The 26,110-nt window shown below is 65.2% G+C and carries 26 protein-coding genes; 13 read left to right on the top strand and 13 right to left on the bottom strand.

The features are described from left to right. Positions 1 to 777 carry an ATP-binding protein gene (locus ASD76_RS13500; RefSeq protein WP_055923880.1) on the bottom strand — a complete coding sequence of 259 codons (777 nt, stop codon included), beginning with the start codon at positions 775 to 777 and terminating at the stop codon, positions 1 to 3. Positions 778 to 803: 26 nt separating this feature from the next. Between ASD76_RS13500 and ASD76_RS13495 the strand changes: the two genes are divergently transcribed. Continuing rightward, positions 804 to 1,748, top strand: a complete 945-nt coding sequence (locus tag ASD76_RS13495) for an L-threonylcarbamoyladenylate synthase (protein ID WP_055923878.1) — start codon at positions 804 to 806, stop codon at positions 1,746 to 1,748. On the opposite strand, the gene ASD76_RS13490 is transcribed toward ASD76_RS13495, so the two are convergent. From ASD76_RS13490 to ASD76_RS13460, 7 genes are all read right to left on the bottom strand, one after another. Further along, the gene (locus ASD76_RS13490) at positions 1,745 to 2,089 is read right to left on the bottom strand and encodes a hypothetical protein (RefSeq protein WP_235506736.1); all 345 of its coding nucleotides are present in this window, start codon (positions 2,087 to 2,089) and stop codon (positions 1,745 to 1,747) included. The two genes, ASD76_RS13495 and ASD76_RS13490, sit on opposite strands and share 4 nt — an antisense overlap. 81 nt (positions 2,090 to 2,170) lie before the next feature. Next, positions 2,171 to 2,911, bottom strand: a complete 741-nt coding sequence (locus ASD76_RS13485; protein WP_082553839.1) for a head GIN domain-containing protein — start codon at positions 2,909 to 2,911, stop codon at positions 2,171 to 2,173. Between the two features lie 64 nt (positions 2,912 to 2,975). Then, positions 2,976 to 3,701: a head GIN domain-containing protein gene (locus ASD76_RS13480; protein ID WP_235506734.1), complete on the bottom strand. Its 726-nt coding sequence runs from the start codon at positions 3,699 to 3,701 to the stop codon at positions 2,976 to 2,978. 179 nt (positions 3,702 to 3,880) lie between these two features. Further along, complete coding sequence (locus tag ASD76_RS13475; protein ID WP_055923870.1) at positions 3,881 to 4,417, bottom strand: CarD family transcriptional regulator; 537 nt, start codon at positions 4,415 to 4,417, stop codon at positions 3,881 to 3,883. A gap of 270 nt (positions 4,418 to 4,687) precedes the next feature. After that, positions 4,688 to 5,026, bottom strand: a complete 339-nt coding sequence (gene fdxA / locus ASD76_RS13470) for a ferredoxin FdxA (protein WP_055923867.1) — start codon at positions 5,024 to 5,026, stop codon at positions 4,688 to 4,690. After that, positions 5,023 to 5,352 (bottom strand): S4 domain-containing protein, encoded by a 330-nt coding sequence (locus ASD76_RS13465; protein WP_082553838.1) that lies wholly within the window; start codon positions 5,350 to 5,352, stop codon positions 5,023 to 5,025. The genes fdxA and ASD76_RS13465 overlap by 4 nt, the downstream gene beginning before the upstream one ends. A gap of 6 nt (positions 5,353 to 5,358) precedes the next feature. Continuing rightward, on the bottom strand, positions 5,359 to 7,869 hold the full coding sequence (locus ASD76_RS13460) for a helicase-related protein (RefSeq protein WP_235506732.1): 2,511 nt from the start codon (positions 7,867 to 7,869) through the stop codon (positions 5,359 to 5,361). Between the two features lie 319 nt (positions 7,870 to 8,188). Here ASD76_RS13460 and ASD76_RS13455 point away from each other — a divergent pair, with 319 nt between their 5' ends. Genes ASD76_RS13455 through ASD76_RS13430 form a run of 6 tightly spaced genes read left to right on the top strand, consistent with a single transcriptional unit; the run spans position 8,189 to position 14,348 of the window. Beyond that, complete coding sequence (locus ASD76_RS13455) at positions 8,189 to 9,703, top strand: M23 family metallopeptidase (RefSeq protein WP_055923860.1); 1,515 nt, start codon at positions 8,189 to 8,191, stop codon at positions 9,701 to 9,703. Between the two features lie 37 nt (positions 9,704 to 9,740). Further along, the gene (hemB, locus tag ASD76_RS13450) at positions 9,741 to 10,736 is read left to right on the top strand and encodes a porphobilinogen synthase (RefSeq protein WP_055923857.1); all 996 of its coding nucleotides are present in this window, start codon (positions 9,741 to 9,743) and stop codon (positions 10,734 to 10,736) included. Then, positions 10,729 to 12,933: a fused MFS/spermidine synthase gene (locus ASD76_RS18480; protein WP_055923854.1), complete on the top strand. Its 2,205-nt coding sequence runs from the start codon at positions 10,729 to 10,731 to the stop codon at positions 12,931 to 12,933. The genes hemB and ASD76_RS18480 overlap by 8 nt, the downstream gene beginning before the upstream one ends. Positions 12,934 to 12,950: 17 nt before the next feature. After that, on the top strand, positions 12,951 to 13,517 hold the full coding sequence (locus ASD76_RS13440; RefSeq protein ID WP_055923851.1) for a GNAT family N-acetyltransferase: 567 nt from the start codon (positions 12,951 to 12,953) through the stop codon (positions 13,515 to 13,517). Beyond that, complete coding sequence (locus ASD76_RS13435) at positions 13,514 to 14,089, top strand: gamma carbonic anhydrase family protein (protein WP_055924311.1); 576 nt, start codon at positions 13,514 to 13,516, stop codon at positions 14,087 to 14,089. The genes ASD76_RS13440 and ASD76_RS13435 overlap by 4 nt, the downstream gene beginning before the upstream one ends. Continuing rightward, the gene (locus ASD76_RS13430) at positions 14,070 to 14,348 is read left to right on the top strand and encodes a DUF167 domain-containing protein (RefSeq protein ID WP_055923848.1); all 279 of its coding nucleotides are present in this window, start codon (positions 14,070 to 14,072) and stop codon (positions 14,346 to 14,348) included. The genes ASD76_RS13435 and ASD76_RS13430 overlap by 20 nt, the downstream gene beginning before the upstream one ends. Here ASD76_RS13430 and ASD76_RS13425 read toward each other — a convergent pair. The 5 genes from ASD76_RS13425 to ASD76_RS13405 all read right to left on the bottom strand — a co-directional run bounded on the left by ASD76_RS13425 (position 14,345) and on the right by ASD76_RS13405 (position 20,570). Next, positions 14,345 to 14,986, bottom strand: coding sequence for a YoaK family protein (locus ASD76_RS13425; RefSeq protein ID WP_055923845.1), 642 nt, complete (start codon positions 14,984 to 14,986; stop codon positions 14,345 to 14,347). The two genes, ASD76_RS13430 and ASD76_RS13425, sit on opposite strands and share 4 nt — an antisense overlap. Before the next feature lie 31 nt (positions 14,987 to 15,017). Continuing rightward, on the bottom strand, positions 15,018 to 16,613 hold the full coding sequence (locus ASD76_RS13420) for a cisplatin damage response ATP-dependent DNA ligase (RefSeq protein WP_055923842.1): 1,596 nt from the start codon (positions 16,611 to 16,613) through the stop codon (positions 15,018 to 15,020). Between the two features lie 153 nt (positions 16,614 to 16,766). Next, positions 16,767 to 17,771 carry a ligase-associated DNA damage response exonuclease gene (locus tag ASD76_RS13415; protein WP_055923839.1) on the bottom strand — a complete coding sequence of 335 codons (1,005 nt, stop codon included), beginning with the start codon at positions 17,769 to 17,771 and terminating at the stop codon, positions 16,767 to 16,769. Between the two features lie 103 nt (positions 17,772 to 17,874). Further along, positions 17,875 to 20,208 carry an ATP-dependent Clp protease ATP-binding subunit ClpA gene (gene clpA / locus ASD76_RS13410; RefSeq protein ID WP_055923837.1) on the bottom strand — a complete coding sequence of 778 codons (2,334 nt, stop codon included), beginning with the start codon at positions 20,206 to 20,208 and terminating at the stop codon, positions 17,875 to 17,877. Between the two features lie 158 nt (positions 20,209 to 20,366). Beyond that, positions 20,367 to 20,570 carry a DUF1192 domain-containing protein gene (locus tag ASD76_RS13405; protein ID WP_055923834.1) on the bottom strand — a complete coding sequence of 68 codons (204 nt, stop codon included), beginning with the start codon at positions 20,568 to 20,570 and terminating at the stop codon, positions 20,367 to 20,369. A gap of 92 nt (positions 20,571 to 20,662) precedes the next feature. Between ASD76_RS13405 and ASD76_RS13400 the strand changes: the two genes are divergently transcribed. The 6 genes from ASD76_RS13400 (at position 20,663) to ASD76_RS13375 (ending at position 26,046) form a co-directional block, all read left to right on the top strand. Beyond that, on the top strand, positions 20,663 to 21,679 hold the full coding sequence (locus ASD76_RS13400) for an NAD(P)H-quinone oxidoreductase (RefSeq protein WP_055923831.1): 1,017 nt from the start codon (positions 20,663 to 20,665) through the stop codon (positions 21,677 to 21,679). Then, positions 21,679 to 22,566 carry a hypothetical protein gene (locus tag ASD76_RS13395; RefSeq protein ID WP_055923828.1) on the top strand — a complete coding sequence of 296 codons (888 nt, stop codon included), beginning with the start codon at positions 21,679 to 21,681 and terminating at the stop codon, positions 22,564 to 22,566. The genes ASD76_RS13400 and ASD76_RS13395 overlap by 1 nt, the downstream gene beginning before the upstream one ends. Before the next feature lie 2 nt (positions 22,567 to 22,568). Continuing rightward, positions 22,569 to 23,183 carry a glutathione S-transferase family protein gene (locus ASD76_RS13390; protein WP_055923825.1) on the top strand — a complete coding sequence of 205 codons (615 nt, stop codon included), beginning with the start codon at positions 22,569 to 22,571 and terminating at the stop codon, positions 23,181 to 23,183. 108 nt (positions 23,184 to 23,291) lie between these two features. Further along, a complete protein-coding gene (locus tag ASD76_RS13385; RefSeq protein WP_055924308.1) occupies positions 23,292 to 24,197 on the top strand; it encodes a UDP-2,3-diacylglucosamine diphosphatase in 906 nt (301 codons plus the stop codon). Further along, positions 24,197 to 25,234: a glycosyltransferase family 4 protein gene (locus ASD76_RS13380; RefSeq protein ID WP_055923822.1), complete on the top strand. Its 1,038-nt coding sequence runs from the start codon at positions 24,197 to 24,199 to the stop codon at positions 25,232 to 25,234. Before ASD76_RS13385 ends, ASD76_RS13380 begins: the two co-directional genes overlap by 1 nt. A gap of 104 nt (positions 25,235 to 25,338) precedes the next feature. Continuing rightward, a complete protein-coding gene (locus tag ASD76_RS13375; protein WP_055923818.1) occupies positions 25,339 to 26,046 on the top strand; it encodes a DUF1013 domain-containing protein in 708 nt (235 codons plus the stop codon). Positions 26,047 to 26,110 lie beyond the last annotated feature (64 nt).

Genomic DNA, 26,110 nt, shown 5'->3' with positions numbered 1-26,110 from the left:
CTAGTTTACCGGAAGGGCCCGCCCAGCGCGGCCCGCCAGTTCGGTGATGAAGTGCCAGGCGACACGCCCTGAGCGCGCGCCACGACGCTTGGACCATTCGAGAGCTTCGGCTTCGGTCCAGTCGAGGCCGTATTCCTCGGCATAACCGCGCACGATTGCCAGGTATTCGTCTTGCGAGCAGGCGTGGAAGCCGAGCGAAAGGCCGAACCTGTCGGCCAGCGCGAGTTGATCGTCGACCGCATCGCGCGGGTTGAGCGGATCGTCCTGCTCGACATGATGGCGCGCGACGATGGCCCTGCGGTTCGACGTGACCGCCAGGCGAACATTGCCCGGCCGGGCCTCGACTCCGCCGTCGAGCCAGCTGCGCAAGTGGCGTGGACCAGCTGCGTCGTCGGCCGCGAAGCCGAGGTCGTCGACGAAGACCAAGAACTGGCGGTCGACCGAAGCGAGCCGCGTGAACAGCGCGGTGAGAGACGTCACGGCGTCGGTCGCGATCTGAACCAGGGCGATGCGGCCCGCGACTTCGTCCTGCGCGGCGCGGACCGAAGAACGAACCAGCGCCGACTTGCCCATGCCGCGCGAGCCCCAGAGAAGCATGTCGTGCGCCGCGTGCCCGTGTGCGAGGCGCAGCACGTTTTCGGCCGCGGCGGCCTTCTGCCTGTCGATCCCGCGCAAGAGCTCGAGCCGAGGGGCATCGATACGCACAACGGGGCGAGCTGAGGCGCCCTCCCAGACATAGGCGGGCGCGGCGATCCAATCGGTGGCTTGGTCATTCATCGCGGTGTGGCCTATAGCGCGCGGCGATGGGCGGCAAGCAGGCACCTGAATGGTTGGCGGCGGACGCGGGCGGAATAGCCCGTGCGGCCAGTCTGTTGCGCGCGGGAGAGCTCGTCGCGGTGCCGACCGAGACGGTCTACGGCCTCGCCGCGCGCGCCGATCGCGAAGCCGCGGTGGCAGCGATCTACCGTGCCAAGGGGCGACCCGACTTCAACCCGCTGATAGTGCATGTCGCGTCGCTTGAGATGGCCAGGAGGCTGGCGACCTTCGACGAGCGCGCCGAGGCGTTGGCGGCGCGATTCTGGCCGGGCCCTTTGACCCTGGTGTTGCCTTCGGTCGCGGAAAGCCCGGTAGTGCCGGCGGTTACAGCAGGGCTGGCGACCGTGGCTCTACGCATGCCCGATCATCCGGCCATGCGGCAATTGTTGCAGGAACTAGATGTTCCGCTCGCTGCGCCATCCGCCAATCGCAGTGGCGCGGTCAGCCCAACGACACCGCAACACGTCGCGGATTCCCTGGGATCGGCAGTCTCGGCGATCCTCGATGGCGGGGCCTGCCCGCGCGGGCTTGAATCGACCATCGTGGCGTTGCGTGATGATGGCGCGTGGCAACTCCTGCGGCATGGGCCGGTCACCGCGGCCGAACTTGTCGCATTGCTTGGTCCACCAAAGCCGCTCGCCGATGCTCGGATCGAAGCGCCGGGGCAGCTGGCGCAACATTATTCGCCAGGAAAGCCCGTCAGATTGGGGGCGGAACGCGCCGAGATTGACGAATTTCTAATCGGGTTCGGACCTATCGAGGGCGACTGCACGCTTTCGGAAACCGGCGATCTCGCACTCGCCGCCGCGCGGCTTTACGCGTGCTTGCACCAGGCCGCTGTATCCGAGCGCGCGCGTGTGGCCGTTGCTCCCGTGCCCGATGAGGGCATAGGCGTGGCGATCAACGATCGGTTGCGGAGAGCCGCAGCCTAACCCGCCGGTTCGGCCGGGATGCTCGGCAGGATCAACTGCATTTCCGCATAAGTATCGCGCGCATTGCTGCAGGCGCGGCGGTCACCGTCCTGGCAGCGGGTCATCTGCTTTTCGTAGTCGCGCCTCAGCTTGCCGAGGCGTTCCTCGCGCTGGCGAATCTCGCGGCCGCGCTTCTGGTCGGCTTCGGATTGGCTGGTGGTGGCCGCGTCGACGCCGGCGCTGGCGACCTTGACCGGCAAAGTCACGAGATCGACGGCAGTTTTCGCCAGGCAGCCGCTAAGCATCAGGGCGGCGGCGGGGATGAGCAGGAGGGTCGGACGCGGGAGGGCAGGAAGGGGCATCGGCGATCCTTTCGCCGGCTTCCTGCCCTATGCCAAGTGAGCAGGCAATGAACTACTCCCCGGGCTGCAGTCAGGCGCCTCCTAGCCCCGCTGACACGCGACTTTGCCGGACCCCATGCGCGAGACGGTGCAGGTGGCGTTGCCCGCGATGTCGACGTCGCCACTGCCGACGATCGAGACTTGTGCGCTGTTATCGACCGTCAGGTCCGCGTCGCCGGATCCGACGATGGAAACCGCTGCGGTCGTGCTGCGCATCTCCCGGGCGCGAACGGCGCCCGAGCCTGCGACAGATACCCGCGACCGACCCGCGCTGCCGCGAGCTGTCAGGTCGCCCGAGCCGGCCACCGAGAAATTCGCCTCGCCGACTTGCATCGAAGCGATGTCGATCTCGCCCGATCCTGCCACCGAACCGGCGAATCTGTCGCCCTGGACGCGATCGAGATACATGTTGCCTGAGCCTGCCAACGAGGCGGCCTCTATGCGGGGTAGGGTGACGTAGAACGTTGCCGGGGCCATCCAGGTCCAGTCATGTTCCCGCCGGTATTCTTCTTTCGGCTGGATCTTGAGCTTGTCGCCCTCGACCACGACCTCGAACCGATCGAGCGTTTCTCCCGGGCCATCGGCGTAAACCGCATGAGCGCCCCCGACAGTGACAATGACGCGATGGGGCCCCACGGTCGTCACTTCGTCGAATGCGCCGACGCTGTAGCTGCGGCTGCCGGACGGTGCTGCAACGGCTGGTCCGCTATCCTGCGCCACCCCAATCGTCGCCCCAAAGGCCACTGCTGCGCCAAGCGAAACCGCTGCTACCAATTTCCGCATCGCTATCTCTCCCTCAACCGACGCCGGAGATATGATCGATTACAGCTGTAGTCAATGCCTGCCGTTACTCGGCGGGCTGGGCCACTCCCTGGCACTTGACCGAGCCGGAGCCCATCTTGTTGGCCTTGCAGCGGGCGGAACCGGTGACGGTAACGTCTCCCGAGCCCATGATATTGGCTTCGACCTCTCCATCGGAGGCGAAGGCGACATCGCCCGAGCCCATGATGTTGACCTCAGCCTTGCCGGCCTTGAGCTTCTCCATCCGGGCGTCGCCGCTTCCGGCAATCGACACGGTCAGAGATTCGGCCTGGCCGCCGCCCACGAAATCGCCGCTTCCAGTAATCGATACTTCAAGCCGCGAGGCGGCTATCTGGGGGGCTTCCAGCGTGCCAGAGCCGGTAACCGACACCTCGGCCTCGCTGGCGAGCGCTGACGTGGTCATGTGACCCGAGCCGACGAGGGTCAGGTTGCGAGGCGCGGGCATCGTGACTCGCACCGTGGCGGGCTTTCCGCCCCATTCGTTCCACGTCGAAGTCTCGCGGGATATGCCAAGCGTACCGTGATCGAGGGAAAACCGCAGCTTGTCCGCTCCTTCGCCTTCGGCCGTGACGCGGAACGGTGCTCCTTCCGTGATGATGATCTTGTCGGGCCCAAGCAACGCCACCCCGGTGGGCGCTTCGCCAGTGAGGTCGAGTTCCTCGAGCGGGACCCCCTCGCCATCGAAACCCATCGAGCATCCAGCAAGGGTGCCGGCTGCGGCGAACAGTGCGATCGAAGCAAAAGACCTCAAGAACCGCCCAGTGTGCATAGATGGCCTCCATTCAATTCTGTGTTACTGGTATAATACAGCAATGGCCCCACGACAATCGCGGTTCGTCGAGGCTGGATGGAGGTTCGCCGAACGGAGCGCCTACGAAAAAGGCCGCCGAGGTTTCCCCCGGCGGCCCTTCAAACCCCAAAGTGCCTGGCTCAGGCGTCTTCGGTGGTGCTCTCGTAGTACTGCGGCGCGTGCGTCTTCAGTACTTCGAGGATCTTGGTGAGCGCAGCCGGCTCATCGGTCTTTTCCATCGCTGCCAGTTCACGCGCGAGACGGCTGGAAGCCGCTTCGAAGATCTGGCGTTCGGAATAGCTCTGCTCCGGCTGGTCTTCCGGACGGAACAAGTCGCGAGTCACTTCGGCGATTGAAACGAGGTCGCCGGAGTTGATCTTGGCTTCGTATTCCTGGGCGCGGCGCGACCACATGGTGCGCTTGACCTTGGGCTTGCCCTTGAGGGTTTCCATGGCTTCCTTCAGCGTCTTGTCGCTGGAAAGCTTACGCATGCCGATCGATTCAACTTTGTTGACCGGAACGCGAAGAGTCATGCGCTCTTTTTCAAAACGAAGGACATAAAGTTCGAGCTTCATACCGGCGATTTCCTCGCTCTGTAGCTCGATCACACGGCCAACGCCGTGCTTTGGGTATACCACGTAATCGCCGACGTCGAAGGCGGGTGCATTCGCAGCCATTTATTATCCTTTCACACCGGCAAGCCTGGGGCAGTGAGCGTCAACAGCAAAACCGGCCGCAAAGGTCTGGGAACGCGGCCTGGCTGGTCAAACTTCTCGACGCTGCTGGAGGGGCCTGCCTTCCTTTATAGCCTGCCGCCCGACCCGAATTGGGGGCAGTTCGCCTATTATATAGCAGATTCGCACGAAAATTGCCACCCCACCCACAGGCGTGGGTGAAGAGGCGAATAATCTGGCGCGATTAGCTCGATGGCGACCCCGCCGGGGCTATTAGTCGCCCTCGCCAGGTTCGGGGGTGAAGAACTTCTCGAACTTCCCCTCTTCGCCCTTGTGCTCGTCGGCGTCGGCCGGCGGATCCTTGCGCTCGGTGATGTTGGGCCACTCGGCGGAGAACTTCGAATTCAGCTCGAGCCACTGTTCAAGGCCGCCCTCGGTATCGGGCAAAATGGCTTCTGCGGGGCATTCGGGCTCGCAAACGCCGCAGTCGATGCATTCCGAAGGATTGATGACCAGCATGGTCTCGCCTTCGTAGAAGCAGTCGACTGGGCAGACCTCGACGCAGTCCGTGTACTTGCACTTGATGCATGCATCGGTGACGACATAGGTCATTGCTTATCGTTCCCTTCTTCTTGCCGCGCACCGTAGTCGTTCCGCGCGTCGCCGCCGCCTAGGTCCATTGGCCGCCCACCGTCAAGCGGGCGATAGCATTCGCGGGCTTCCTCCGCCGGTCCGCGGCGAGTGGGGAGGTGCAGCATTTCGATGACGAGCACCGCTTTCGCAAGCGGCAGAGTGAGCACGTCGCCGGGCTGAACCGCCAGGTCCTGCCGCACCACGCGCTGGCCATTGTGGCGGATGTGGCCTTCGGCGATCCAACGTTGGGCAACCGCACGGCTGCGGGCGAAACGCAGGAAGAACAGGAGGCGGTCGATCCGCATCCGGAGCTAGCGGACGAGGTCTGCCAACGCGGCAAAGGCACTGCTCTGGGCCACTGGCCGGGGGGCAGACTGCGGGGTCGGTCGATCCTTGCGCGGCGGGCGCCAGCTCCAGCGCACCGGCGCCGGCGGTCCGAAAGTGCCTTCGGCGAGAGTGCGGGAATCGCCAGGACGGAACCCGGCGTCGCGCATCAGCAGGCGGAAGTTGTCCGGGGAGAGGCCCATCGAAGTTGCCAGCGCAACGTCGACCAAAAACCCACGCCCGGATGACTTCGCGCGTTGGTCGTGCGCGGCGCGAAACAGCTTTTCCGCCATATCGACGCGGATCGCCTGGTTCCCTGCCCGACGGTAACCTGCCGGAAGAGGCCCCTTGTGCGCGATGACTGGCTCCATCCGCTCACGAAGGGGGCGCCGGTCCACACCGATCGCGTTGAGTAAATGCCTGGGGGCCGGTTTGAGCAACGCGGGAACGAACACATCGAGCGAACCGATGGTGACGCCAAGCCTTCGCAGGAGGGGGCGTTTGTCCTTCGGCACTTGCGCCAACCCGGCCGTCTCGCGACCGATCGAGCCGCCACCGCTGGCCAAAGTCAGGAGCAAGGCCCGCACCTCGCTGCCCGCCTCCGGGGAGAGTGCGCCCTCTTCGATCGCTCGCAATGGTGCGAGCGGAGCCAGAGAACTTTCCAGCCAAAGCTCAAGCGCTTCGGCCAGCCGCGCTTTCTGCGCGTGGTCGAGCACGGCCAGTTCGCGCACCAGAACCAGTCGCGGACGGCTGGCGGATTTGCCGCGTTCAAGCTGCGCCACCGCGCGGCCTTCGCGCAGGACCTGGCCTTGTTCGATGGTCAGCTCGCCGAGTTCGTCGTGCACCAGGGCCTGCGCCTTCAAGGCCAGCAGCTGCGGCAAATGCCGCTCGGCCGCTGCGAGCATGAGCTTGCGGTCCTCGTGGCTTGCGCCAGCGTCGACCACGAAGCGGAACCCTTCGAGGTGACCGATGGGCTGGTCCTCGACCATGACGCGTCCGGCCTCATCAAGCGTCACTCGCAGCATTCCAGCATCCTTCCCCACGGTCTTCATCAATATGGCTGTGCGGCGATTGACGAACCGCTCGGTCAGCCGTTGGTGCAACGCGTCGGACAGACGCGCTTCGGCTGCCCGGGCGCGAGCAGCCATCTCATCGCGCGCTAGAACCCAGTCGGGCCGCTGGCAAATGTAAGCCCAGCTTCGAATGGCGGCGATGCGTCCCTGCAGCGTGTCGATGTCGCCTTCAGGTCGGTCAAGCTCGGCGATGCGCGCGGCCACGAAATCCGCTCCGATTTGCCCGCCACGCAAGTCTTCCCACAGGCGGGCTACGAAGCGGGCGTGGAGATCCGGACCTTGCTGTCGGAAGTCGGGCAGCTGGCAGGTCTCCCAGAAGCGGCGCACCAGGCCCGGCGTCTTGACGCCGTCGGCGATGGCCAGGTCGTCGACCAGGCGGCGGAGCACGGCGAGGTCGATCGCCTCCGGCGCAGCGGCGAGCTCGGGAACATCCGGCTTGGATTCGAGATCGGCGATCAGTGTAGCGAGGGAATCGAAGCGCGGTTCTGCCTCGCGCCAGAACAAGTGCGTCAGCGGGGCAAAGCGATGCTGCTCGATGGCGTAGATCTCGTCATCGGTGAACTCCAGCGTGCCGCCGTTGCGGCTGCCGCTGAGCGTGCCGAAAGTACCGTCCTGTTGGTGACGCCCGGCGCGCCCGGCGATTTGCGCCATTTCCGCTGGAGTGAGACGCCGTTGGCGCACTCCGTCGAACTTGCTGAGCGAAGCGAAAGCGACATGACTGACGTCAAGGTTCAGGCCCATGCCGATCGCGTCGGTGGCGACGATGTAGTCGACCTCGCCCGACTGGAACAATTCGACCTGGCGATTGCGCGTCTCCGGACTCAGTGCGCCCATGACGACGGCGGACCCGCCGCGGAAGCGGCGCAGCATTTCGGCGACGGCGTAGACTTGCTCGACCGAGAAGGCGACGACGGCCGAACGGGGCGGCAGGCGCGAAAGCTTGCACGATCCCGCATGTTTGAGAGTGGAAAACCGCGGGCGAGTTTCGACTTCGATCTCGGGAAGAAGCGCGCGCACCATCGGCTCGACGGTGGAAGAGCCGAGCAACATGGTCTCCTCTCGCCCGCGGGCGTGGAGCAGGCGGTCGGTGAAGATATGTCCGCGCTCGCGATCCGCGGCGAGTTGCACTTCGTCCACCGCGACGAAGGCAAGCTCTCCGGCGGTGCGGGGCATCGCTTCGGCGGTGCAGAGGAAATAGCGCGCCCCGGGCGGTTCGATCCGCTCTTCGCCGGTGATCAAGGCGACCTGACGATCGCCCTTGATCGCGCGAACCTTGTCATAGACCTCGCGCGCCAGCAGCCGCAGCGGGAAGCCGATAGCACCGCTCGAGTGGCCGCAAAGCCGTTCGATGGCGAGGTGGGTCTTGCCGGTATTGGTCGGGCCCAGGACGGCGCGCAACCGGCTGTCGGAACGGGTCTTACTCACAATGTAGCCAGTGTGGGGCCGGTATGCGTCATGCGCAAGGCAGCGCTTGTCGCTGTGCCCCGGGATTCGCCCCGCCGCAAAGCGGACTCGGCTGGTCGGGGTTTAGAGCAAATTAACTTTATCCCGGCACAGGCTTTTGACAGAGATACCGCCGGGTCGGGTCGCACTTTCCCCACGGGATTATCGGGAAACGCGACCACACAAGGAGGGGCGTTTGTTCAAGGACCGTGGGACCGAGGCTGTCGAAGCCGGAGGCGTGGAGGATTCCCCGTCTACCGAGTTCGCACCTGCTCTGACCCTTGCTCAGAATCCCCCTGCCGTGGCCAAACTCCGCCGCAACCGACTGCGTGGATTGGGCGAGCGTTACACCGCGTGGCGCGCGCAGGCCTCGACGCAGTTCGCTTCGCTCGACCTCGTACCCGACCTGGCGCAGGACATTGGCTCGCGCCGCTGGTTCCGCGGTGCCGGGACTTTGCTGGGCCTCTCGGTCCTCGCGCTCGCCGGATGGCCTGGGTTCGCACCGGTTGAGGCCGCGCCGGTCATGCGGATCGACAACACGGTGCGCGACGAATTCCGCAGCCAGATGATCATGCCGCTGGCGCTTGGCGCCGACAGCGGTCGGCATATGGCGGCGACCAATATCGTGGTTCCGCTGAGAAACGCTCCCGAGCGTCCGCGTCTCGACCTCGAAGCAACGCTCGCGAGCGGCGACAGCTTCGGCCGCATGCTCGAACGCTCCGGCGTTGGCGGTGCCGAGGCGAGCCAGATCGCGGCCATGGTCGCCGGGGCCATTCCGCTGGCGGACATCAAGCCCGGCACCAAGCTCGACATCACGCTCGGCCGCCGTCCGGCTCCCGGGGCGGCTCGTCCTCTGGAAACGCTGACCTTCCGTGCACGGTTCGACCTGCAGCTCGCGGTCGAGCGCGTTGGCGGGCGGCTGGCTCTCGATCCCCGGCCGATCAAGGTCGATGCCACGCCGCTGCGCATTCGCGGCGTTGTTGGTCCGAGCCTCTACCGCTCAGCTCGCGCCGCCGGGGCGCCGGCCAATGCCGTGCAGCAATACCTCCGCACCCTGGGCGCCGAAGTCGACTTCGACAGCGCCATTTCCGCCGGCGACGAGTTTGACCTGGTCGTCGACTACAAGCGCGCGGCGACGGGCGAAGTCGAGGCCGGGCAGCTGCTTTACGCTGGCCTGTGGCGCAACGGAAAGCCGCGCAAGCAGCTGCTCCGCTGGGGCAACGACGGACGCTTTTACGAAGCCTCGGGCGTGGGCGAGTCCAAGCAGGGGCTGGTCGCACCGGTACCTGGCGGCATGACGTCGGGCTACGGCATGCGCCGCCATCCGATCCTCGGATATCGCCGGATGCACGCCGGGATCGACTTCCGGGCGAGCTACGGCACGCCGATCTACGCGGTGACCGACGGCACCGTGCAATTCGCCGGCCGGCATGGCGGGCATGGCAACTATGTGAAGATCTCGCACGGCGGTGGCCTGGCTACGGGATACGCCCACATGAGCCGCATTGCGGTTTCGAGCGGCACGCGCGTTCGCCGTGGCCAGGTGATCGGCTATGTCGGCTCCACTGGCCTCTCGACCGGGCCGCACCTGCATTACGAAATGTACCGCAACGGGCAGACGGTGAACCCATCGAGCGTCAGCTTCGTCACGCGCGCCCAACTTTCAGGCAAGGAACTGGCGAGCTTCCGCGCCCGTCTGGCCGAGCTGCAGAAAGTCACGCCGGGGGCGGCTCTCACAACCCTGACGCCCGACGTCTCGGCAGAAGAAGAGCCGGTGCGGGAAATCGACCGGCTCGACAGCAAGAAAGTCGCCTGATTGCTCCGCAGCCGGTTTTCCGGCAGTGACGCCTGCGATGACCGGATCCTATCCCGCCACGCGCCTCCGCCGCCTCCGCTCTGCCGCCTGGAGCCGCGCGCTCCATCGCGAAACGGTGCTCACCCCGTCAGACCTCATCTGGCCGCTGTTCGTGACCGAAGGTCAGGGCGTGGAAGAGCCGATCGCCACGCTGCCGGGTGTGTCGCGCTGGTCGCTCGACGGGATCGCGGCGCGGGCCAAGGAAGCCGTCTCCCTCGGCATTCCCTGCATCGCGCTGTTCCCGAACACACCGGCGAACCTGCGCAGCGACGACGGGGCCGAGGCGTTCAACCCCGACAATCTGATGTGCCGCGCCATTAAGGCTATCCGCGATGCCTGCGGTTCGGACATCGGCGTGCTGACCGACGTCGCGCTCGATCCTTATACCAGTCACGGGCAGGACGGTTTGATTGACGGGGCCGGCTACGTGCTCAACGACGATACGGTCGCGGTGCTGGTCGACCAAGCGGTCAACCAGGCCGAAGCTGGCGCCGATATCATAGCCCCGTCGGACATGATGGACGGTCGCATCCGGGCGATCCGCATGGCGCTCGAACTCGGCGGGCATCACAACGTCCAGATCATGAGCTACGCCGCCAAGTATGCCAGCGCGTTCTACGGTCCGTTCCGCGACGCGGTCGGCTCGCGCGGGCTGCTCAAGGGCGACAAGAAGACTTACCAGATGGATCCGGCCAATGGCGACGAGGCGCTGCGCGAAGTCGCGCTCGACTTGGCCGAGGGCGCTGACAGCGTGATGGTCAAGCCCGGCTTGCCTTATCTCGACATCGTCCGCCGAGTGCGCGAGCGGTTCGAAGTGCCGGTGTTCGCCTATCAGGTGAGCGGCGAATACGCGATGATCGAGGCCGCCGTTGCGGCGGGCGCGGGCGAACGGGATGCGCTGGTGCTGGAGACCTTGATGGCCTTCAAGCGCGCCGGGTGCGCCGGGGTGCTGACTTATCACGCGCCGCTTGCTGCCAGGTTGCTCAATGGCTGAAGTCTTGGCCGGGCGGCGCTGGCTTTTCGTCGTAACGATCCTGACGGGCAGCTTTCTGCTGTTCCTGGTCCAACCAATGGTTGCGCGCATGGCGCTGCCACGGCTCGGCGGCGCTCCCAACGTCTGGAACAGCGCCATGCTGGTCTATCAGGCCTTGTTGCTCGGCGGTTATGCTTACGCTCACGCCTTGTCCCGACTTCCGATAGGTCGCCAGGCAACCATCCACATCGCGCTGCTGCTGCTCGCCGCGATCACGCTTCCGATCACTTTGCCCAATATCGCTGCTCCTGCGCCAGGACGCGAGGCGCTGTGGGTGCCGTGGCTGTTCCTGCTGACGATCGGGCCGTTGTTCTTCGTCGTCTCGGCCCAGGCCCCGCTGATGCAGCGATGGTTCGTCGCGAGCCCGGCGGCAGGCGATCCCTATCCGCTCTACGCCGCTTCGAACCTAGGCAGTTTCGCCGGGCTCCTTGCTTATCCGCTTCTTGCCGAGCCTTTGTTGAGCCTCGGTGTACAAAGCCGTGTCTGGTCCATCGGCTATGCCCTGCTCATCCTTCTGGTTGCCGCTGCGGCGCTTTCGCGGCGTGGAGCAAAGGCGACTGCCACCGACGCAGCCAATCAGGCGAACGATGTCGAGACCGGTCCCGACCGTCCGTTCCTCTGGATAGCGCTGTCCGCGGTTCCTTCAGGGCTGATGCTCTCGACCACCACCTATCTGACGACGGATATCTTCGCGATGCCGCTGCTGTGGGTGATTCCGCTCGGGCTTTACCTCCTGTCGTTCTCCGTTGCCTTTGCCGCCTGGCGCCGCCCCGCGAACATGATCGTGGCTGTCGCGCCGTTTGTGTTGGTGACGGCCGGCGGGTTCGCGTTGTTCATGTCGAGCCTCGCAAATCTCTGGGCTGCGGCGGCGAGCATCCTGCTGCTGTTCGTCGTATCGGTCGCCTTGCATACGCGGCTCTACGAGACGCGGCCGGCGCCGGCTCGCTTGACCCGGTTCTATCTCTTCATGTCCGCTGGCGGCGCGCTGGGTGGCTTGTTCACGGCCTTGATTGCGCCGCTGGTGTTCGACTGGACGTGGGAGCATCCGCTGCTGATCATTGCCGCAGCCATGCTGGTGCCGCTCGGCGGCTGGTCGCGGTTGCTTCAGCGCTCGTTCCAGTCCTCCGACGCGTTTCGCCTCGCGATCCTTGCCCTGCTGGCCGTCGTGCTTGTCGCAGCCTTCCGTTTTCGCGGTGAGGTGATCTCCGACCCCTGGACGCTGGCGACCTTGTTCTTCGCAGTGCTGACGGTCGCGGGCGGTACGCTCCTGGCCGCTCGTCGATGGTCATATGTCTTGGCCTGTGTTGCGGTTCTCGCGCTTCTGGGCGGGATCTCGCAGCTATCTGCGTCGCTTAGCGGGAACCGAAGCCGCAGCTATTTCGGCATCTATACCGTCAAGGACACGGGCGGAGGATTTCGCCTACTTGTTCATGGGACGACCAACCATGGCGCCCAACGGCAAGATCCCAAGCGCGCGTTCGAGCCCACGACCTACTACGGCCAGACTTCGGGTGCCGGGCTCGCCATGCTCTCGGCGGAGAGGCTGTTCGGAACGGACGCCAGGATCGGCGTCGTCGGCCTCGGGGTCGGAACGCTCGCCTGCTATCGCCGTCCTGGACAGACCTGGACTTATTTCGAGATCGATCCCGAAGTCCTCGCCTTTTCGAAGAACGGCTCGTTCACTTACCTGCAGCACTGCACCCCTGATGCCGAAGTCGTCTTGGGGGACGCGCGCCTGAAACTGCAAGAAGTGCCGAAAAACAGCTTCGACATCCTGGTCGTCGATGCCTTTTCCTCCGACGCGATTCCGCTGCACCTCATGACCAACGAGGCGCAGAAGATCTATCTCGACGCGCTTGCTCCAAATGGCCTTCTGCTGATGCACATCACCAACAGGTTCGTGAAGCTCGAGCCGGTCCTGGCGGCCTTGGCTCGCGAGAACAACCTGACGGCGATGAAGCGGATCGACAACCACAAGGCGGGCAGCTGGCCCGTGGCGAGTTCGTGGTGGGTGGCTCTGTCTCGCGACCCGGCGACAATCGCCGGGCTGGAGGGAATGCCGAACAAATGGCGGCCGCTTGGCGCTCCAGCGCCTGCACCGTGGACCGATGACTATGCCTCGATCCTGCCCTATCTCGATTGGAAGAGGGCCTTCTAAGGAGCTTGTAGTTCGCGATGACTGAGTTTCGGCTCGAGACCGATCGGCTGGTCCTCAGGGACTGGCGCGATGAAGACTGGCCCGAGTTCTTCCGGTTGACCAATACGCCGGCGGTCATGCGCTGGCTCGGCTCGATGGACGAGGAAAAGCAGTTGGAGCAGCGCGCGCGTGTCGAGAGTTGCGCCGCGCAACATGGGCACAGCTTCTGGGTCGTCGAACGCAAGGCCGACGGCGGTCATCTGTCGGGCGAGATGCTTGGCTTTTGTGGGCTCAAGCGGGCCAACGCTCCGGGTTGTCCGGTCCCAGGCAGTTTCGAAATCGGCTGGCGCATGCGCGAGGATGCGTGGGGGCAGGGCTATGCCAAGGAGGCGGCCACCGCCTCGCTCGACGTCGGCTTCGATCGCTTTGGGGCGGAGGAGATCGTCGCGCTTACGGTGATCCAGAACGACGCGAGTTGGGGCCTGATGACCAGGCTCGGCATGCGCCGCCGCGAGGATCTCGACTTTCCCGACGATCGCTACGAGCCCGAGCTACGCGACACGATCGTCTATTCGATCACCCGCGACGAATGGCGCGGCGCATGACGCCGGCGGAACGCTTCCCCTGGGCGACGATCCTCTCGTTCGAGGGCATGGAACCGAAGATCCACGAGACCGCCTTCATCGCGCCCGGTGCGCGGATCATCGGCGACGTGACGATCGGGCCAGAGGCGAGCGTCTGGTACAACTGCGTGCTGCGCGGCGACATCCACCGGATCGAAGTCGGCGCTCGCTCCAACGTGCAGGACGGCAGCGTCTTCCATGTCGAGGGTCCGCGGCCCGATACCGACGGCTGCCCGACGATCATCGGCGAGGACTGCGTGATCGGTCACATGGCGGTGGTCCACGGTGCGACTTTGGAAGACCGGGCTTTCGTCGGCATGGGCGCGGTGGCGATGGACGATTGCCGGATCGGGGAGGGCGCAATGCTCGCCGCCGGTGCGCTGCTGAGCCCCGGCAAGGCGATCCCTCCCCGCGAGATCTGGGTCGGCCGCCCGGCCAAGTTCCTGCGCACTCAGGACGAAGCTCAGGTCGAGAAGATCCGTTTCCAGACCGAGCGCTATTGCCGGCTGGCGCAGCGGCACCTGGCGGAGCTGCGTGGCGAAACCCAAGCCTGATTTCCCGCCTGCCGAGGCCATTCGCGCGCTGGCCGATGCCGAAGGGCGGCTGGCCTTGCGCGTCACGCCCGGCGCCCGCATCGAGGGCATCGAGCTCGGGGATGGCGTCCTTCAGGTGAAGGTTCGGGCCAAGCCGCAGGACGGTGCGGCCAACGAGGCGGTGCTGGAAATGCTCGCCGATGCCCTCGGGGTGGCGACGTCACGACTGCGCATGTTGCGCGGCGCAACTACGCGCAACAAGCTGGTGCAGATTTCCTAGACTGGTCGAAGTTCAAGCCGAAGCGCCGCGCCCAGCAGCGCCAGCGAGGCGAGTACCGGGATCCATGGCGCCCATACCGGGATCGTCTCGGTAGCCAAGGCGCCTCCAATCGCGCCGACGGCCAGGCTGCCCCACAGGGCGAAGCTTGCGGCCGCTCCATCGAACGGCCGGCGCTGCAGGCGGGCTGCCAGTCCTTGACCGAGGCGGACCAGCGCGCCGGTCATGTAGGTCACGCCGACGGCGACCTCGCCATCCTTGCGGAACATATTGTTGATCGCGCCCATCGCCGTCACCGATCCGCCGAGGAACAGCAGCTTGCTGCCCAACGCGTGTCCGATCGCGGCGGTGACGATCAAGGCGCTTGAAACCGCCAGGACCGCCGACTTGCGTGCCCGGCTGGCGTTCTCCGACACAAGCGCCCCCAGGGTCACGCCGCAGATGAAGCCGACGATCAGCAGGGCCGGGACAACGGCCGAGCCGACTCTGGTGCCGATATCGACACCGAGCCGCGTGGTGTTGCCCGACATGAAGGAAACGAAATAGCCATCGGCCGCGAGGAACCCCGTCGCGTCGACGAAGCCGGCGAGCCCGGCGATGCCATAGGCGAGCAATCGGCGCGAGCTGTCGTAGCGGTGCATCGGCGCATGATTGCGCGGCAGCGACGGCGATTCAATCCCGTACCAATGCCCTGAGCGCTTCGATCCGATCCGCCTCGTGCGCTGGCTTGTCCCAGCGGATGCGGCTGATGCGGGGGAAACGCATCGCGAGGCCCGATTTGTGGCGCTTGCTTTCGTGGACGCTGTCGAAGGCGACTTCGAACACCAGGCTCTTGTCGGTCTCCCGCACCGGGCCGAAGCGATTGACCGTGTGGTTGCGGACGTAGCGATCGAGCTCCCGCAGTTCTTCGTCGGTGAACCCGAAGTAGGCTTTCCCGACCGGCAGCAGTTCCGCGCCTTGATCCGGGTCACCGTCCCAACAGCCAAAGGTGTAGTCGGAGTAGAAGCTCGATCGCTTGCCGCTGCCGCGCTGGGCGTACATCAGCACGCAGTCGACCAGCAGCGGGTCGCGCTTCCACTTGTACCACAGGCCTGTCTTGCGGCCCGCGACATAAGGCGAATCGCGGCGCTTGAGCATGAGTCCCTCGATCGCCTCGTCGCGAGCGCCGGAGCGGATCTCGGCGAGGTGTTCGAAGTGATCGGCAACGACGACGGGAGAAAGGTCGAAGTGGCCTGCGGGGAGGCGCGGCATGAGCGCTTCGAGTTGTCGGCGGCGCTCGTGCCAAGGGAAGTCGCGCAAGTCCTCGCCTTCGAGCAGCAGGACGTCGTAGAGCCTCACGAAGGCCGGAAACTCCGCCAGCATGGTCTTCGATACGATCTTGCGCCCCAGCCGCTGCTGCAGCGCGTTGAAGCTCGCAGCGCCGCCGGCTTCGCCACCCTGATGCGCGCCACGCACGAGGAGTTCGCCGTCGAGCACCGCGGGAATGGCGAGGGCATCGGCCATTTCGGGAAAGCTGCCGGTCACATCGTCGCCGGTGCGTGAGTAGAGCCGCGTCTCACCGCCCGCGTGGACCACTTGCACCCGGATGCCGTCCCATTTCCACTCGGCGACGTAGTCCTCAAGGTCGAGCGTCGCGTCTTCGAGCGGGTGGGCCAGCATGAACGGGCGGAACAGCGGCCGGTCCGACGTGTCCGGCGGATCTGCGCCTTCGGCGGCCCAGGCGAACAGCTCGGCGTAGGGCGGTGTGAGGGCGTGCCAGTATTCCTCGACGTCCTCGACCGCCACCTCGAAGGCCTGAGCGAAGGCGGTCTTGGCCAGGCGCGCCGAAATGCCGACGCGCATCGCGCCAGTGGCTAGCTTGAGCAAGGCGTAGCGGCCTTCGGGTTCGAGGCGGTCGAGCAAGTGCGGAAGCTCGCTCATCACAGATGATCTGGTCATTTTCGTCAATAAATCAACGGCTTCACTCACAGTCGGTGGCGTCTTGCCGTCAGGATCGGTCGCCGGCCAGAGCAGGCTTACGGTCTCGGCCGTATCGCCGACGAAATCGCGGCTGAGCGCGAACAGCACCGGATCGACCCGTTCCATCATCAGGTTGCGGATCGTGCCGGCTTTCACGGCCGGAAAGCTCAGGCCTTCGGTCAGCGCTGCCAGGGCCCAGCCGCGATCGGGGTCAGGAGTGGTGCGGAGGTATTCGGCGATGAGCTGCAATTTGCCGTTGCGGCTGCGGGTGTAGACGAGCGCATCAACGAGGGCGGCGAACTTTTCCATCAATCCTCCCCGGCACGGGGACCATCCGCAGGATGGTGGAGGGGCACCCGAGAGCAATCCCGACGGCGAGAGGAAGAGACAGCCGAGAGTGCCCCTCCACCCCCGCCTTCGGCGGCGGTCCCCTTCCCCGTGCTGGGGAGGATTTGAGGCGGCTCAATCATCCTCGTCCTCATACCCCACCAGAGCGAGAGCCCGGGCCCGGCGTTGGTGAAGCTGGCACCAGCGCAGCAACGCCTCTTCGCGGCCATGAGTGATCCAGCTCTCGTGCGGGTTCACGTCCTCGATCGTGCGCGTAAGTTCGCCCCAGTCGGCGTGGTCGGAAATGACCAGTGGAAGTTCGACATTCCGCTGCCGGGCGCGCTGGCGGATGCGCATCCAGCCGCTCGCCATGGCAGTGATCGGATCGGGCAACCGGCGGCTCCAGCGATCGTTGAGCGCCGAGGGCGGGCAGATCACGATGGCGCCGCGCAACTCGTCCTTCCCCGCGTCGGTCACCAGCCGCAGGGCGCCCAGATCGATGCCCCACTCCTCGTAGAGCCGGCACATCCGCTCCATCGCGCCGTGCAGCCAGATGACGTCATGATGCCCGGCCCGCCGGAGTTCGGCGATCACGCGCTGCGCTTTGCCAAGGGCGTAGGCGCCGACGAGCACGCAGCGGTCGGGATGATCGGCGCGAGCCTTGAGCAGCTTGGCGATCTCGGTCTCTATCGGAGGATGACTGAACACCGGGAGGCCGAACGTGGCCTCGGTGACGAACACATCGCACGGCACGACTTCGAAGGGAGGACAGGTCGGGTCGGAACTCCGCTTGTAGTCGCCGGTCACGACCACGCGTTCTCCGGCGTGTTCGAGGACGATCTGGGCCGAGCCGAGCACGTGTCCTGCGGGGACGTATGTCACGTCGACTTCGCCCGGCAGGCGGATCGTTTCGCCGTAGTTGACCGGCAGAGCGCCTTCACGCGTCTGGTAGCGCAGCTCCATGATCGCCAGCGTCTCTGGCGTCGCGACCGTCCGCCCATGCCCGCCGCGCGCGTGGTCGGCGTGGCCGTGCGTCACCAGGGCGTTGGCGACCGCCTGCGAAGGATCGATCCAGCAATCGGCGGGGACGACTTGGATGCCGTGTGGCTCAGGCCGGATCCATGCGAAGTCGGCGATCATGTCTTAGGAAATAGGCGGACCGCTCAATGGGTTCCAGCCTGGAACTGGCCCACTCCCAACCCCCGCAAGCGGGAAGGGTTGGGAGTGGGGATCAGTCGAACGCTTATTCTTCCGGCTGCGGCTTCCTGGCCTTGGTCGCCTTCGGACGCGGCTTGCTGTCCTTGGGCGCCGCCGGGGTCACTTCAAAGGCCGGTGCGTCATCCTTGATGCTGACGTGGACTTCGCCGCCGTGGGCCAGCTTGCCGAACAGCAGTTCCTCGGCCAGCGGCTGCTTGATCTTGTCCTGGATCAGGCGAGCCATCGGCCGGGCGCCGTAAAGCTTGTCGTAGCCCCGCTTGGCGAGCCAGTTACGGGCGTCAGAGTCGAACTGGATGTGCACGTTCTGCTCCGCCAGCTGCAGTTCCAGCTGGAGGATGAACTTGTCGACCACGCGGCTGACGGTCTCGGTGCCGAGGTAATCGAACGGCACGATCGCATCGAGGCGGTTGCGGAACTCGGGGGTGAACATACGCTTCACCGCCTCTTCGCTCGCATCCGTCTTGGTGCCGGCGCCGAAGCCGATCCCCTGCTTTGCCGCGTCCGACGCACCGGCGTTGGTCGTCATGATCAGCACGACGTTGCGGAAGTCGACCGTCTTGCCGTGGTGATCGGTCAGGCGTCCGTGATCCATGACCTGCAACAGGATGTTGAACAGGTCGGGGTGGGCCTTCTCGATCTCGTCGAGCAGCAGCACGCAGTGCGGATGCTGATCGATCGCATCGGTCAGCAGGCCACCCTGGTCATAGCCGACATAGCCCGGAGGCGCGCCGATCAGGCGGCTGACCGAGTGCCGTTCCATGTACTCCGACATGTCGAAGCGCTTGAGCTCGATACCCATGATCGAGGCGAGCTGGCGCGCGACCTCGGTCTTGCCGACGCCGGTCGGGCCCGAGAACAAGAAGCTGCCGATCGGCTTGTCTGGATCGCGCAGGCCCGCACGGCTCAGCTTCATGGCGGTCGAGAGCACCTCGATCGCCTTGTCCTGGCCGAACACGACGCGCTTCAAGTCCTTCTCGAGGCTGGCGAGCGCGGCCTTGTCGTCCGAACTCACCGACTTGGGAGGGATGCGCGCCATGGTCGCGATGACCGCTTCGATTTCCTTCGAAGTGATCTTCTTCTTCCGCTTGCTCGGCGGCACCAGCATCTGCATCGCGCCGACTTCGTCGATCACGTCGATCGCCTTGTCGGGCAGCTTACGGTCGTTGATGTAGCGCGCGCTGAGCTCGACCGCGGTCTTGATCGCGTCAGGCGTGTACTTGACCTTGTGGTGCTCCTCGAACGCGGTGCGCAGGCCGCGGAGGATCTTGATGGTATCCTCCACAGTCGGTTCGTTCACGTCGATCTTCTGGAAGCGCCGCAGCAGCGCGCGGTCCTTCTCGAAGTGGTTGCGGAACTCCTTGTAGGTGGTCGAGCCGATGCAACGGATCGTCCCGCCCGAGAGGGCCGGCTTGAGCAGGTTGGAGGCATCCATCGCGCCGCCGCTGGTTGCGCCAGCGCCGATCACGGTGTGGATCTCGTCGATGAACAGCACCGCTTCGGGAAGCTTTTCCAGCTCCGAGACGACCTGCTTCAACCGCTCTTCGAAGTCGCCGCGATAGCGGGTGCCGGCCAGCAGCGCGCCCATGTCGAGCGAGTAGATCACTGCGCCCAGCAGGACTTCGGGCACGTCGCCTTCGACGATCTTGCGCGCCAGGCCTTCCGCGATCGCGGTCTTGCCCACGCCCGGATCACCCACATAGAGCGGGTTGTTCTTCGACCGGCGGCAGAGGATCTGGATCGTGCGGTCCACTTCGGGTCCGCGGCCGATCAGCGGATCGACCTTTCCGTCCAGCGCCTTCTGGTTGAGGTTGATGCAGAACTGGTCGAGCGCGGAATCCTTCTTGTTCTTGTCCGGCTTCTCTTCGCTCTTCGCCTCGGGCTCGTCCGAACCCTGCGGATTCCGGCTTTCGACCTGGCGGCCGCCTTTGCCGATGCCGTGGCTGATGAAGCTGACCGCGTCGAGGCGGCTCATGTCCTGCTGCTGCAGGAAGTAGACCGCGTAGCTGTCGCGTTCGGAGAACAGGGCGACCAGCACGTTGGCGCCGGTCACGGTGTCCTTGCCGCTCGATTGGACGTGCAGGATGGCGCGCTGGATCACGCGCTGGAACCCGGCGGTCGGCTGGGGGTCGCCCTCCTCGTCGGTCTTGAGCGACTGGTATTCCTGGTCGAGGTACTGGCGGACCACGGTCGAAAGCTCGGCCAGGTCGACACCGCAGGCGTTCATCACCTCGGCGGCGTCGGGGTCATCCACGAGAGCGAGCAACAAGTGCTCTAGCGTCGCATACTCGTGCGACCGGTCGGTCGCGTGCTGCAACGCGGTATGCAGGGTCTTTTCGAGAGTCTGGGCGAAACTGGGCATAGTTAGTCAATCCACACTGGTTGGATACGATCCGAGAGTTGAGATTTTGCAAATCGCCGGCTGAACGCGCACGAAACGGCTCTGCTGGTCTTCTGTTAAGAACGATATGGTGCGCCAAAAGCGCAATTGCGAGTGGGTGCGGGCCACAAGGGGGCCCATCAGCTTGGCTCTCGCGGTTTGAACAAGGCATCGGCCAACTTCTTGTGGCTTGCGGCCTTGGCATGCTGGGATTTGACCCGTTCGATCTCGGCCTCGAGCAAGGCGATGCGCTCCATCAGCTCGTCCTGGGAATAGGTATCGAGCAGTTCGCCGGCCAGCCGGCTCGCGAAGTCACCGCGGACCCGGGGGAGATCGTCCTCCATGAGCACAAAATCGAGTGCGCCCCGCTTGCTGTCAATGGGGGGTACCATTACGGCTGTGGAGCGTGGCAACAAGGCTACAGGGGGCATAGCGAATGGCCGCGGTGCAGACTGATACGATGACCGCGGTAACGATCGCCGCTCCGGGCGGTCCCGAAGTGCTTGTGCCTGAACGGCGCGGTGTGCCGGAGCCCGGGCCTGGGCAGGTCCTGATCGAGGTCGCCTATGCCGGGGTCAACCGACCCGACGTGCTCCAACGCATGGGCCGCTATCCGCCACCTCCGGGTGCATCGGACATACCGGGGCTCGAGATTTCCGGCACAGTGATCGCAGCCGGGCACGGGGCGGAAGACCTGCTGCGGACGAAAGTCTGCGCGCTCGTAACTGGCGGAGGTTATTCGGAATTCTGCCTCGCCAGGGCGGAGCACTGTTTGCCGGTGCCGGAGGGCCTGACCCTGGCCGAGGCGGCGGCCTTGCCGGAGACGCTGTTCACCGTTTGGCACAACGTGTTCGAGCGTGGCTGGGCCACTCCCGGGGAGACCTTGCTGGTCCACGGCGGAACCAGCGGCATCGGCTCGATGGCGATCAAGCTTGCCAAGCTGTTCGATCTCACGGTGATCGTGACTTGCGGCACTGAAGCTAAATGCGAGGCCGCTCGCGCCCTCGGCGCCGACCACGCGATTGACTATCGGACCCAGGATTTCGTGAGCGAGGTCAAGGCGCTTACCGACGGGCGGGGCGTCGACCTCGTGCTCGATATGGTCGCGGGAAGCTACACCCAGCGCAACCTCGACTGCCTCGCCGATGCCGGGCGGCTGGTGACGATCGCGGTTCTTGGCGGGGCCGAGGCGACCATCAACATGGCCAAGCTGATGGTCCGCCGGCACACCGTGACCGGCTCGACCCTGCGCGGCCGCTCGGATGCGTTCAAGGGCCTGCTCGCGGACGAGATCGCGCGCGAAGTCTGGCCGCTGGTTGAGGAAGGCCGGCTCCGCCCGGCGATGGACACGGTGTTTCCGCTTATCGAAGCCGCGGCCGCTCATGCCCGGATGGAAGCGGGCGAGCATGTCGGCAAGATCGTGCTCGAGGTAGCAGGAGACGAAGACGCGTGATGAATTCGAGGCCGCCCGAACCGACGACGCGTGAGGCGCTCTACGCTCACGCCGAAGCCTATCTCGACGCGTTGGAGGCGCAGGACCCCGCGCGGCTGGCTTGGGCCGAGCAGGTCGTGTTTACCGAGAACAACGTCCAGCTCGAGATCGGTGACGGGCTGTGGAACACCATCAGCGCGCGCCGTCGAACTTACGATCTCAAGGCCGCCGATCCGCAGACCGGCCAGGTCAGCTGGTTCGGCCTGGTCGAGGAGCATGGGCATCCGGCGATCATGGGCTTGCGGCTCGGCATCGTCGACGGTCGCATCGCCGAGGTGGAGACGATTGTCTGCCGCTCGATGGAGTTCGGACCCTTCCCCAGTATCGAGACTTATGTCTCGCCGCGGCCCTTGATGCTGGCGGACGTACCCGAGGACCAGCGGCGCGAACGGGTACGGATGATCTCGATCGCCGACGGCTATTTCGACACGCTGCAGCTCAATGACGGTACGCTGTTCACCGAATTCACCGACGATTGCGACCGGGTCGAGAATGGTCTCCAGACCACCAACAACCCGAACATCGAAGACTACCCGATCGCCGCGATGGGTTGTGCCGAGCAGTTCCGCCTGGGCCAGTACATCTACGACGACCGCCTGCGCGGCCGCCGCTTCCCGCTGGTCGACGAGGAGAAGGGCATCGTCGTTGCCGCCGGGTTCATCGACCACTGCGGCAAAGTGGTCGACGTGACCTGGACCGACGGGGTCACCAAGACGAAGTCGGTGTTCCACTTCCCCCACAGCTTCGCGTTGCTGGAGATGTTCAAGATCGTCGACGGCAAGATCGCGGGGGTCGAGGCTGCGTTCGTGACCGTGCCTTACAACATGCCCTCGCCCTGGGGGGGGTAGCTTTGGAACCGCTGGTCCTGCACGAGTACGCCCGGTCGGGTAACTGCTACAAGATCCGCCTGACCGCCGCCCATGCCGGCGTTTCGCTCGATCGACGCGAGTACGACATCATGCAGGGCGAAACGCGCACGCCCGAGTTCCTCGCTCAGGTCAACGCCAACGGCCGGATCCCGGTGTTGCAGGTCGGGGAGCGCTTCCTTCCCGAGAGCAATGCCGCCTGCTGGTACCTCGCCACCGGCACCTCGCTGATCCCCGAGGACCCGTTCGAGCAGGCCGACGCGCTGCGCTGGCTGTTCTGGGAGCAGTACAACCACGAACCCAACGTCGCGACCTTGCGTTTCTGGTTCGGTTGGATCGGCGAGGCCAACTTCTCCGAATTCCAGCGCATTGCCCTTCCGCTCAAACGCGCCGCAGGGCTCGATGCGCTCAGGCTGATGGATAACCACCTGGCGCAGCACGACTTTCTCGTCGGTGGGCGGTTCTCCGTCGCCGACATCTGTCTCTACGCTTACACTCACACCTGCGAAGAGGGCGGCTACCGGTTGGCCGACTACCCTGCCGTCGAGGACTGGCTGAAGCGCGTCGAGGCCCAGCCCGGGCACGTGACGCTCGACTGACTCAGGACCGTCACAAAGTCGCGGAACAGACCCGGAACTGCGATTCCCGCGTAACATTCCTCGTCCATAGGCCCTTAGCCATTGGAGGCTATCAAGGGTCTGTGGCCGATGTTGGAAAGCTACTTCCAAGGGTCTGTCGGGAATAACGGAGTCCTCACGGCCTTCCCGAATTTCGACAACCACGAGCCGATCGTGCCCGAGCGTTCGTCCGAGGGGCGGCAGCGCTTCCGGACGATCTGGATCAGCGATGTCCACCTCGGGACCAAGGGCTGCAATTCCGAGCTGCTGATCGACTTCCTCGATTCAACCGACAGCGAGACGATGTACCTCGTCGGCGACATCGTCGACGGTTGGCGCCTGAAGAAGAAGTTCTACTGGCCCGCCGCGCATAACGACATCGTCTGGCGGATCCTCAAGCGCGCCCGCCGCGGCACGCGGATCGTATACATCCCGGGCAATCACGACGAGATGTTCCGGCAGTTTGCCGGCCTCGATTTTGGCGGGGTCGAGATCCGGCGCGCTGCTGTTCACGAGACCGCCGATGGGCGGCGCCTGCTGGTGCTGCACGGCGATGAATTCGATGGGGTGATGCTGGCGCACCGCTGGCTCGCCGTAGTGGGTGATGCGCTCTACGAATTGCTGATGGGCCTCAGCCACTGGGTCAACCTGATCCGGAGGAAGCTTGGAATGCCGTACTGGTCGCTCAGCAAGATGGCCAAGCACAAGGTCAAGAACGCGGTCGAATTCATCTATCGCTACGAGGAAGTGGTCGCTCGGGCCGCCGCGGCGCGCAAGGTCGACGGCGTGGTCTGCGGCCACATCCACACCGCCGAGATGCGCGATTTCGACGGCATCGAATACTACAATGACGGCGATTGGGTCGAAGGCTGCACCGCGCTGGTCGAGCACTTCGACGGCCGGATGGAAATCCTCCACTGGCCCGAGGAAATCGCCCGGCGCGACGCGCTGGCCGCGCTGGCGGTATCGGGCGAGGCCATGGCGCGAGCGGCTTGATGCGGATCGCCATCGTCACCGACGCCTGGGACCCGCAGGTCAACGGGGTCGTGCGGACCTTGCATGCCCTTACCGCAGAGTTGACCAAGCGCGGGCACGAAGTGGAAGTGATCTCCCCGTGCCAGTTTCGCTCCTTGCCATGCCCGAGCTATCCTGAAATCCGCCTCGCCCTCGCCGGTCCGCAGGCGGTGGGGGAGCGGCTTGCCGCCTTCGGCCCGGAGGCGATTCACATCTCCACCGAAGGTCCGCTCGGATGGGCGGCACGGCGTTGGTGCCTGGCGCATGGGCGGCATTTCACCACCGCCTATCACACCCAGTTTCCCGAATACCTGGCACGCCGCTCGCATCTGCCCGCGGGGGTGTTCTGGCCCTACATCCGGCACTTTCACGCCCCGTCGAGCGGCATTATGGCCGCCACTCCGACTCTGCGCGAACAGCTCGAGGCGCACGGGCTGACTCGGTTGCGCCCGTGGGGCCGTGGGGTCGATCTCGAGCAATTCGGGCAAGACATCCCTCCGCCCGACCTGTTCCTGCAACTCCCGCGGCCAATCCAGCTCTATGTCGGCCGGGTCGCGGTGGAGAAGAACGTCGAGGCGTTCCTGTCCGCTCGCCATGCCGGGTCGAAGGTGGTGGTTGGCGATGGACCGGCGCTCGCGCGGCTGCAGGCGCAATTCCCCGAGGTGATGTTCCTCGGGCGCCAGAGCGGCCGTGCACTGGCGGCGTGTTATGCCGGAGCCGACGTGTTCGTCTTCCCGAGCCGCACCGATACTTTCGGCTTGGTGATGATCGAGGCCTTGGCATCGGGAACGCCAGTTGCGGCTTATCCAGTCCCCGGCCCAATCGACGTGCTCACCGCCGAGAGCGGATGCCTGGCCGAATCGCTTGGAGAGGCGATTTCAGGCGCCTTGCAGCTTGATCGCGCACGATGCCGGGCCCACGGTCGCAGCTTCACCTGGGAGGCGAGTACGGACCAATTCCTTGCCGCGCTGACCCCCGAATGCCCGCCACAAGTCCAACGCGAGCTGCGCGCCGCCTGACCTCCGGCGAGTTTGCTTGCCGTTTGTGGGTAAATTCCCTACACGATCCCGGTGTCGGCCGCTCCGTGAGGGGCGGCCCTTCTTTTTCTACCGGAGAGAAACTCGTGGCCCAGCCCACTCCCCTGATGCCGCACGCGACCGCCTCCTGGCTGGTCGACAACACTGCGCTGAGCTTCGAACAGATCGCAGAATTCTGCGGCCTGCATATCCTCGAAGTCCAGGCGATGGCGGACGATCTTGCCAGCTCGAAGTATACTGGCCGCGATCCGGTCCATTCGGGTGAGCTCAATCACCAAGAGATCGAAAAGGGCCAGGCGGACCCGAACTACAAGCTCAAGATGCAGCGCGCCCCGGTCGACGTCAGCCGCACCAAGGGCCCGCGCTATACGCCGGTGTCGAAGCGCCAGGACAAGCCGGATGGCATTGCCTGGATCATCCGCAACCACCCGGAGATCTCGGACGCCCAGATCGGTAAGCTGATCGGCACGACGCGCAACACCATCAACGCCATCCGCGAGCGGAGCCACTGGAACATCGCCAACATCCAGGCGAAGGACCCGGTGACCCTCGGCCTGTGTTCGCAGCGTGAACTCGATGCGGCGGTGGCCAAGGCCGCCAAGCGTGGGGTTGTGCACGGCGACGAGGCGGAGACCGCGGTCGTTGAAAGCCGTGACGAACGCGCCGAACTGATCTCGGAACTGCGGGCCGAGCGCGATGCTTCGGCTAAGGCCGCTGTCGAGGCCGCGCAGGAAGCCGAAGCAGAAGCCTGGCTGCTGGCCAAGCGCGCAGCGGAAGCCAATCCCGCGGATTGATTTCTCACCGCTGTGTCCAAAGAAAAAGGCCGGCCCCGCGAGGGACCGGCCTTTTCCTTGTGGG

It is taken from the genome of Altererythrobacter sp. Root672, assembly GCF_001427865.1.
Classification (GTDB): Bacteria; Pseudomonadota; Alphaproteobacteria; order Sphingomonadales; family Sphingomonadaceae; genus Croceibacterium_A.
The sequence above is the reverse complement of the archived record's forward strand: the minus strand, read 5'-3'. Positions and strand labels throughout refer to the sequence as shown.

Excerpts from the sequence above, each read along its gene's own strand:
- ASD76_RS13500 (WP_055923880.1), bottom strand. The coding sequence starts at position 777 with ATGAATGACCAAGCCACCGATTGGATCGCCGCGCCCGCCTATGTCTGG.
- ASD76_RS13495 (WP_055923878.1), top strand. The coding sequence starts at position 804 with ATGGGCGGCAAGCAGGCACCTGAATGGTTGGCGGCGGACGCGGGCGGA.
- ASD76_RS13490 (WP_235506736.1), bottom strand. The coding sequence starts at position 2,089 with ATGCCCCTTCCTGCCCTCCCGCGTCCGACCCTCCTGCTCATCCCCGCC.
- ASD76_RS13485 (WP_082553839.1), bottom strand. The coding sequence starts at position 2,911 with ATGCGGAAATTGGTAGCAGCGGTTTCGCTTGGCGCAGCAGTGGCCTTT.
- ASD76_RS13475 (WP_055923870.1), bottom strand. The coding sequence starts at position 4,417 with ATGGCTGCGAATGCACCCGCCTTCGACGTCGGCGATTACGTGGTATAC.
- fdxA (WP_055923867.1), bottom strand. The coding sequence starts at position 5,026 with ATGACCTATGTCGTCACCGATGCATGCATCAAGTGCAAGTACACGGAC.
- ASD76_RS13465 (WP_082553838.1), bottom strand. The coding sequence starts at position 5,352 with ATGCGGATCGACCGCCTCCTGTTCTTCCTGCGTTTCGCCCGCAGCCGT.
- hemB (WP_055923857.1), top strand. The coding sequence starts at position 9,741 with ATGACCGGATCCTATCCCGCCACGCGCCTCCGCCGCCTCCGCTCTGCC.
- ASD76_RS18480 (WP_055923854.1), top strand. The coding sequence starts at position 10,729 with ATGGCTGAAGTCTTGGCCGGGCGGCGCTGGCTTTTCGTCGTAACGATC.
- ASD76_RS13440 (WP_055923851.1), top strand. The coding sequence starts at position 12,951 with ATGACTGAGTTTCGGCTCGAGACCGATCGGCTGGTCCTCAGGGACTGG.
- ASD76_RS13435 (WP_055924311.1), top strand. The coding sequence starts at position 13,514 with ATGACGCCGGCGGAACGCTTCCCCTGGGCGACGATCCTCTCGTTCGAG.
- ASD76_RS13425 (WP_055923845.1), bottom strand. The coding sequence starts at position 14,986 with ATGCACCGCTACGACAGCTCGCGCCGATTGCTCGCCTATGGCATCGCC.
- ASD76_RS13420 (WP_055923842.1), bottom strand. The coding sequence starts at position 16,613 with ATGGAAAAGTTCGCCGCCCTCGTTGATGCGCTCGTCTACACCCGCAGC.
- ASD76_RS13415 (WP_055923839.1), bottom strand. The coding sequence starts at position 17,771 with ATGATCGCCGACTTCGCATGGATCCGGCCTGAGCCACACGGCATCCAA.
- clpA (WP_055923837.1), bottom strand. The coding sequence starts at position 20,208 with ATGCCCAGTTTCGCCCAGACTCTCGAAAAGACCCTGCATACCGCGTTG.
- ASD76_RS13405 (WP_055923834.1), bottom strand. The coding sequence starts at position 20,570 with ATGGAGGACGATCTCCCCCGGGTCCGCGGTGACTTCGCGAGCCGGCTG.
- ASD76_RS13400 (WP_055923831.1), top strand. The coding sequence starts at position 20,663 with ATGGCCGCGGTGCAGACTGATACGATGACCGCGGTAACGATCGCCGCT.
- ASD76_RS13395 (WP_055923828.1), top strand. The coding sequence starts at position 21,679 with ATGAATTCGAGGCCGCCCGAACCGACGACGCGTGAGGCGCTCTACGCT.
- ASD76_RS13385 (WP_055924308.1), top strand. The coding sequence starts at position 23,292 with ATGTTGGAAAGCTACTTCCAAGGGTCTGTCGGGAATAACGGAGTCCTC.
- ASD76_RS13380 (WP_055923822.1), top strand. The coding sequence starts at position 24,197 with ATGCGGATCGCCATCGTCACCGACGCCTGGGACCCGCAGGTCAACGGG.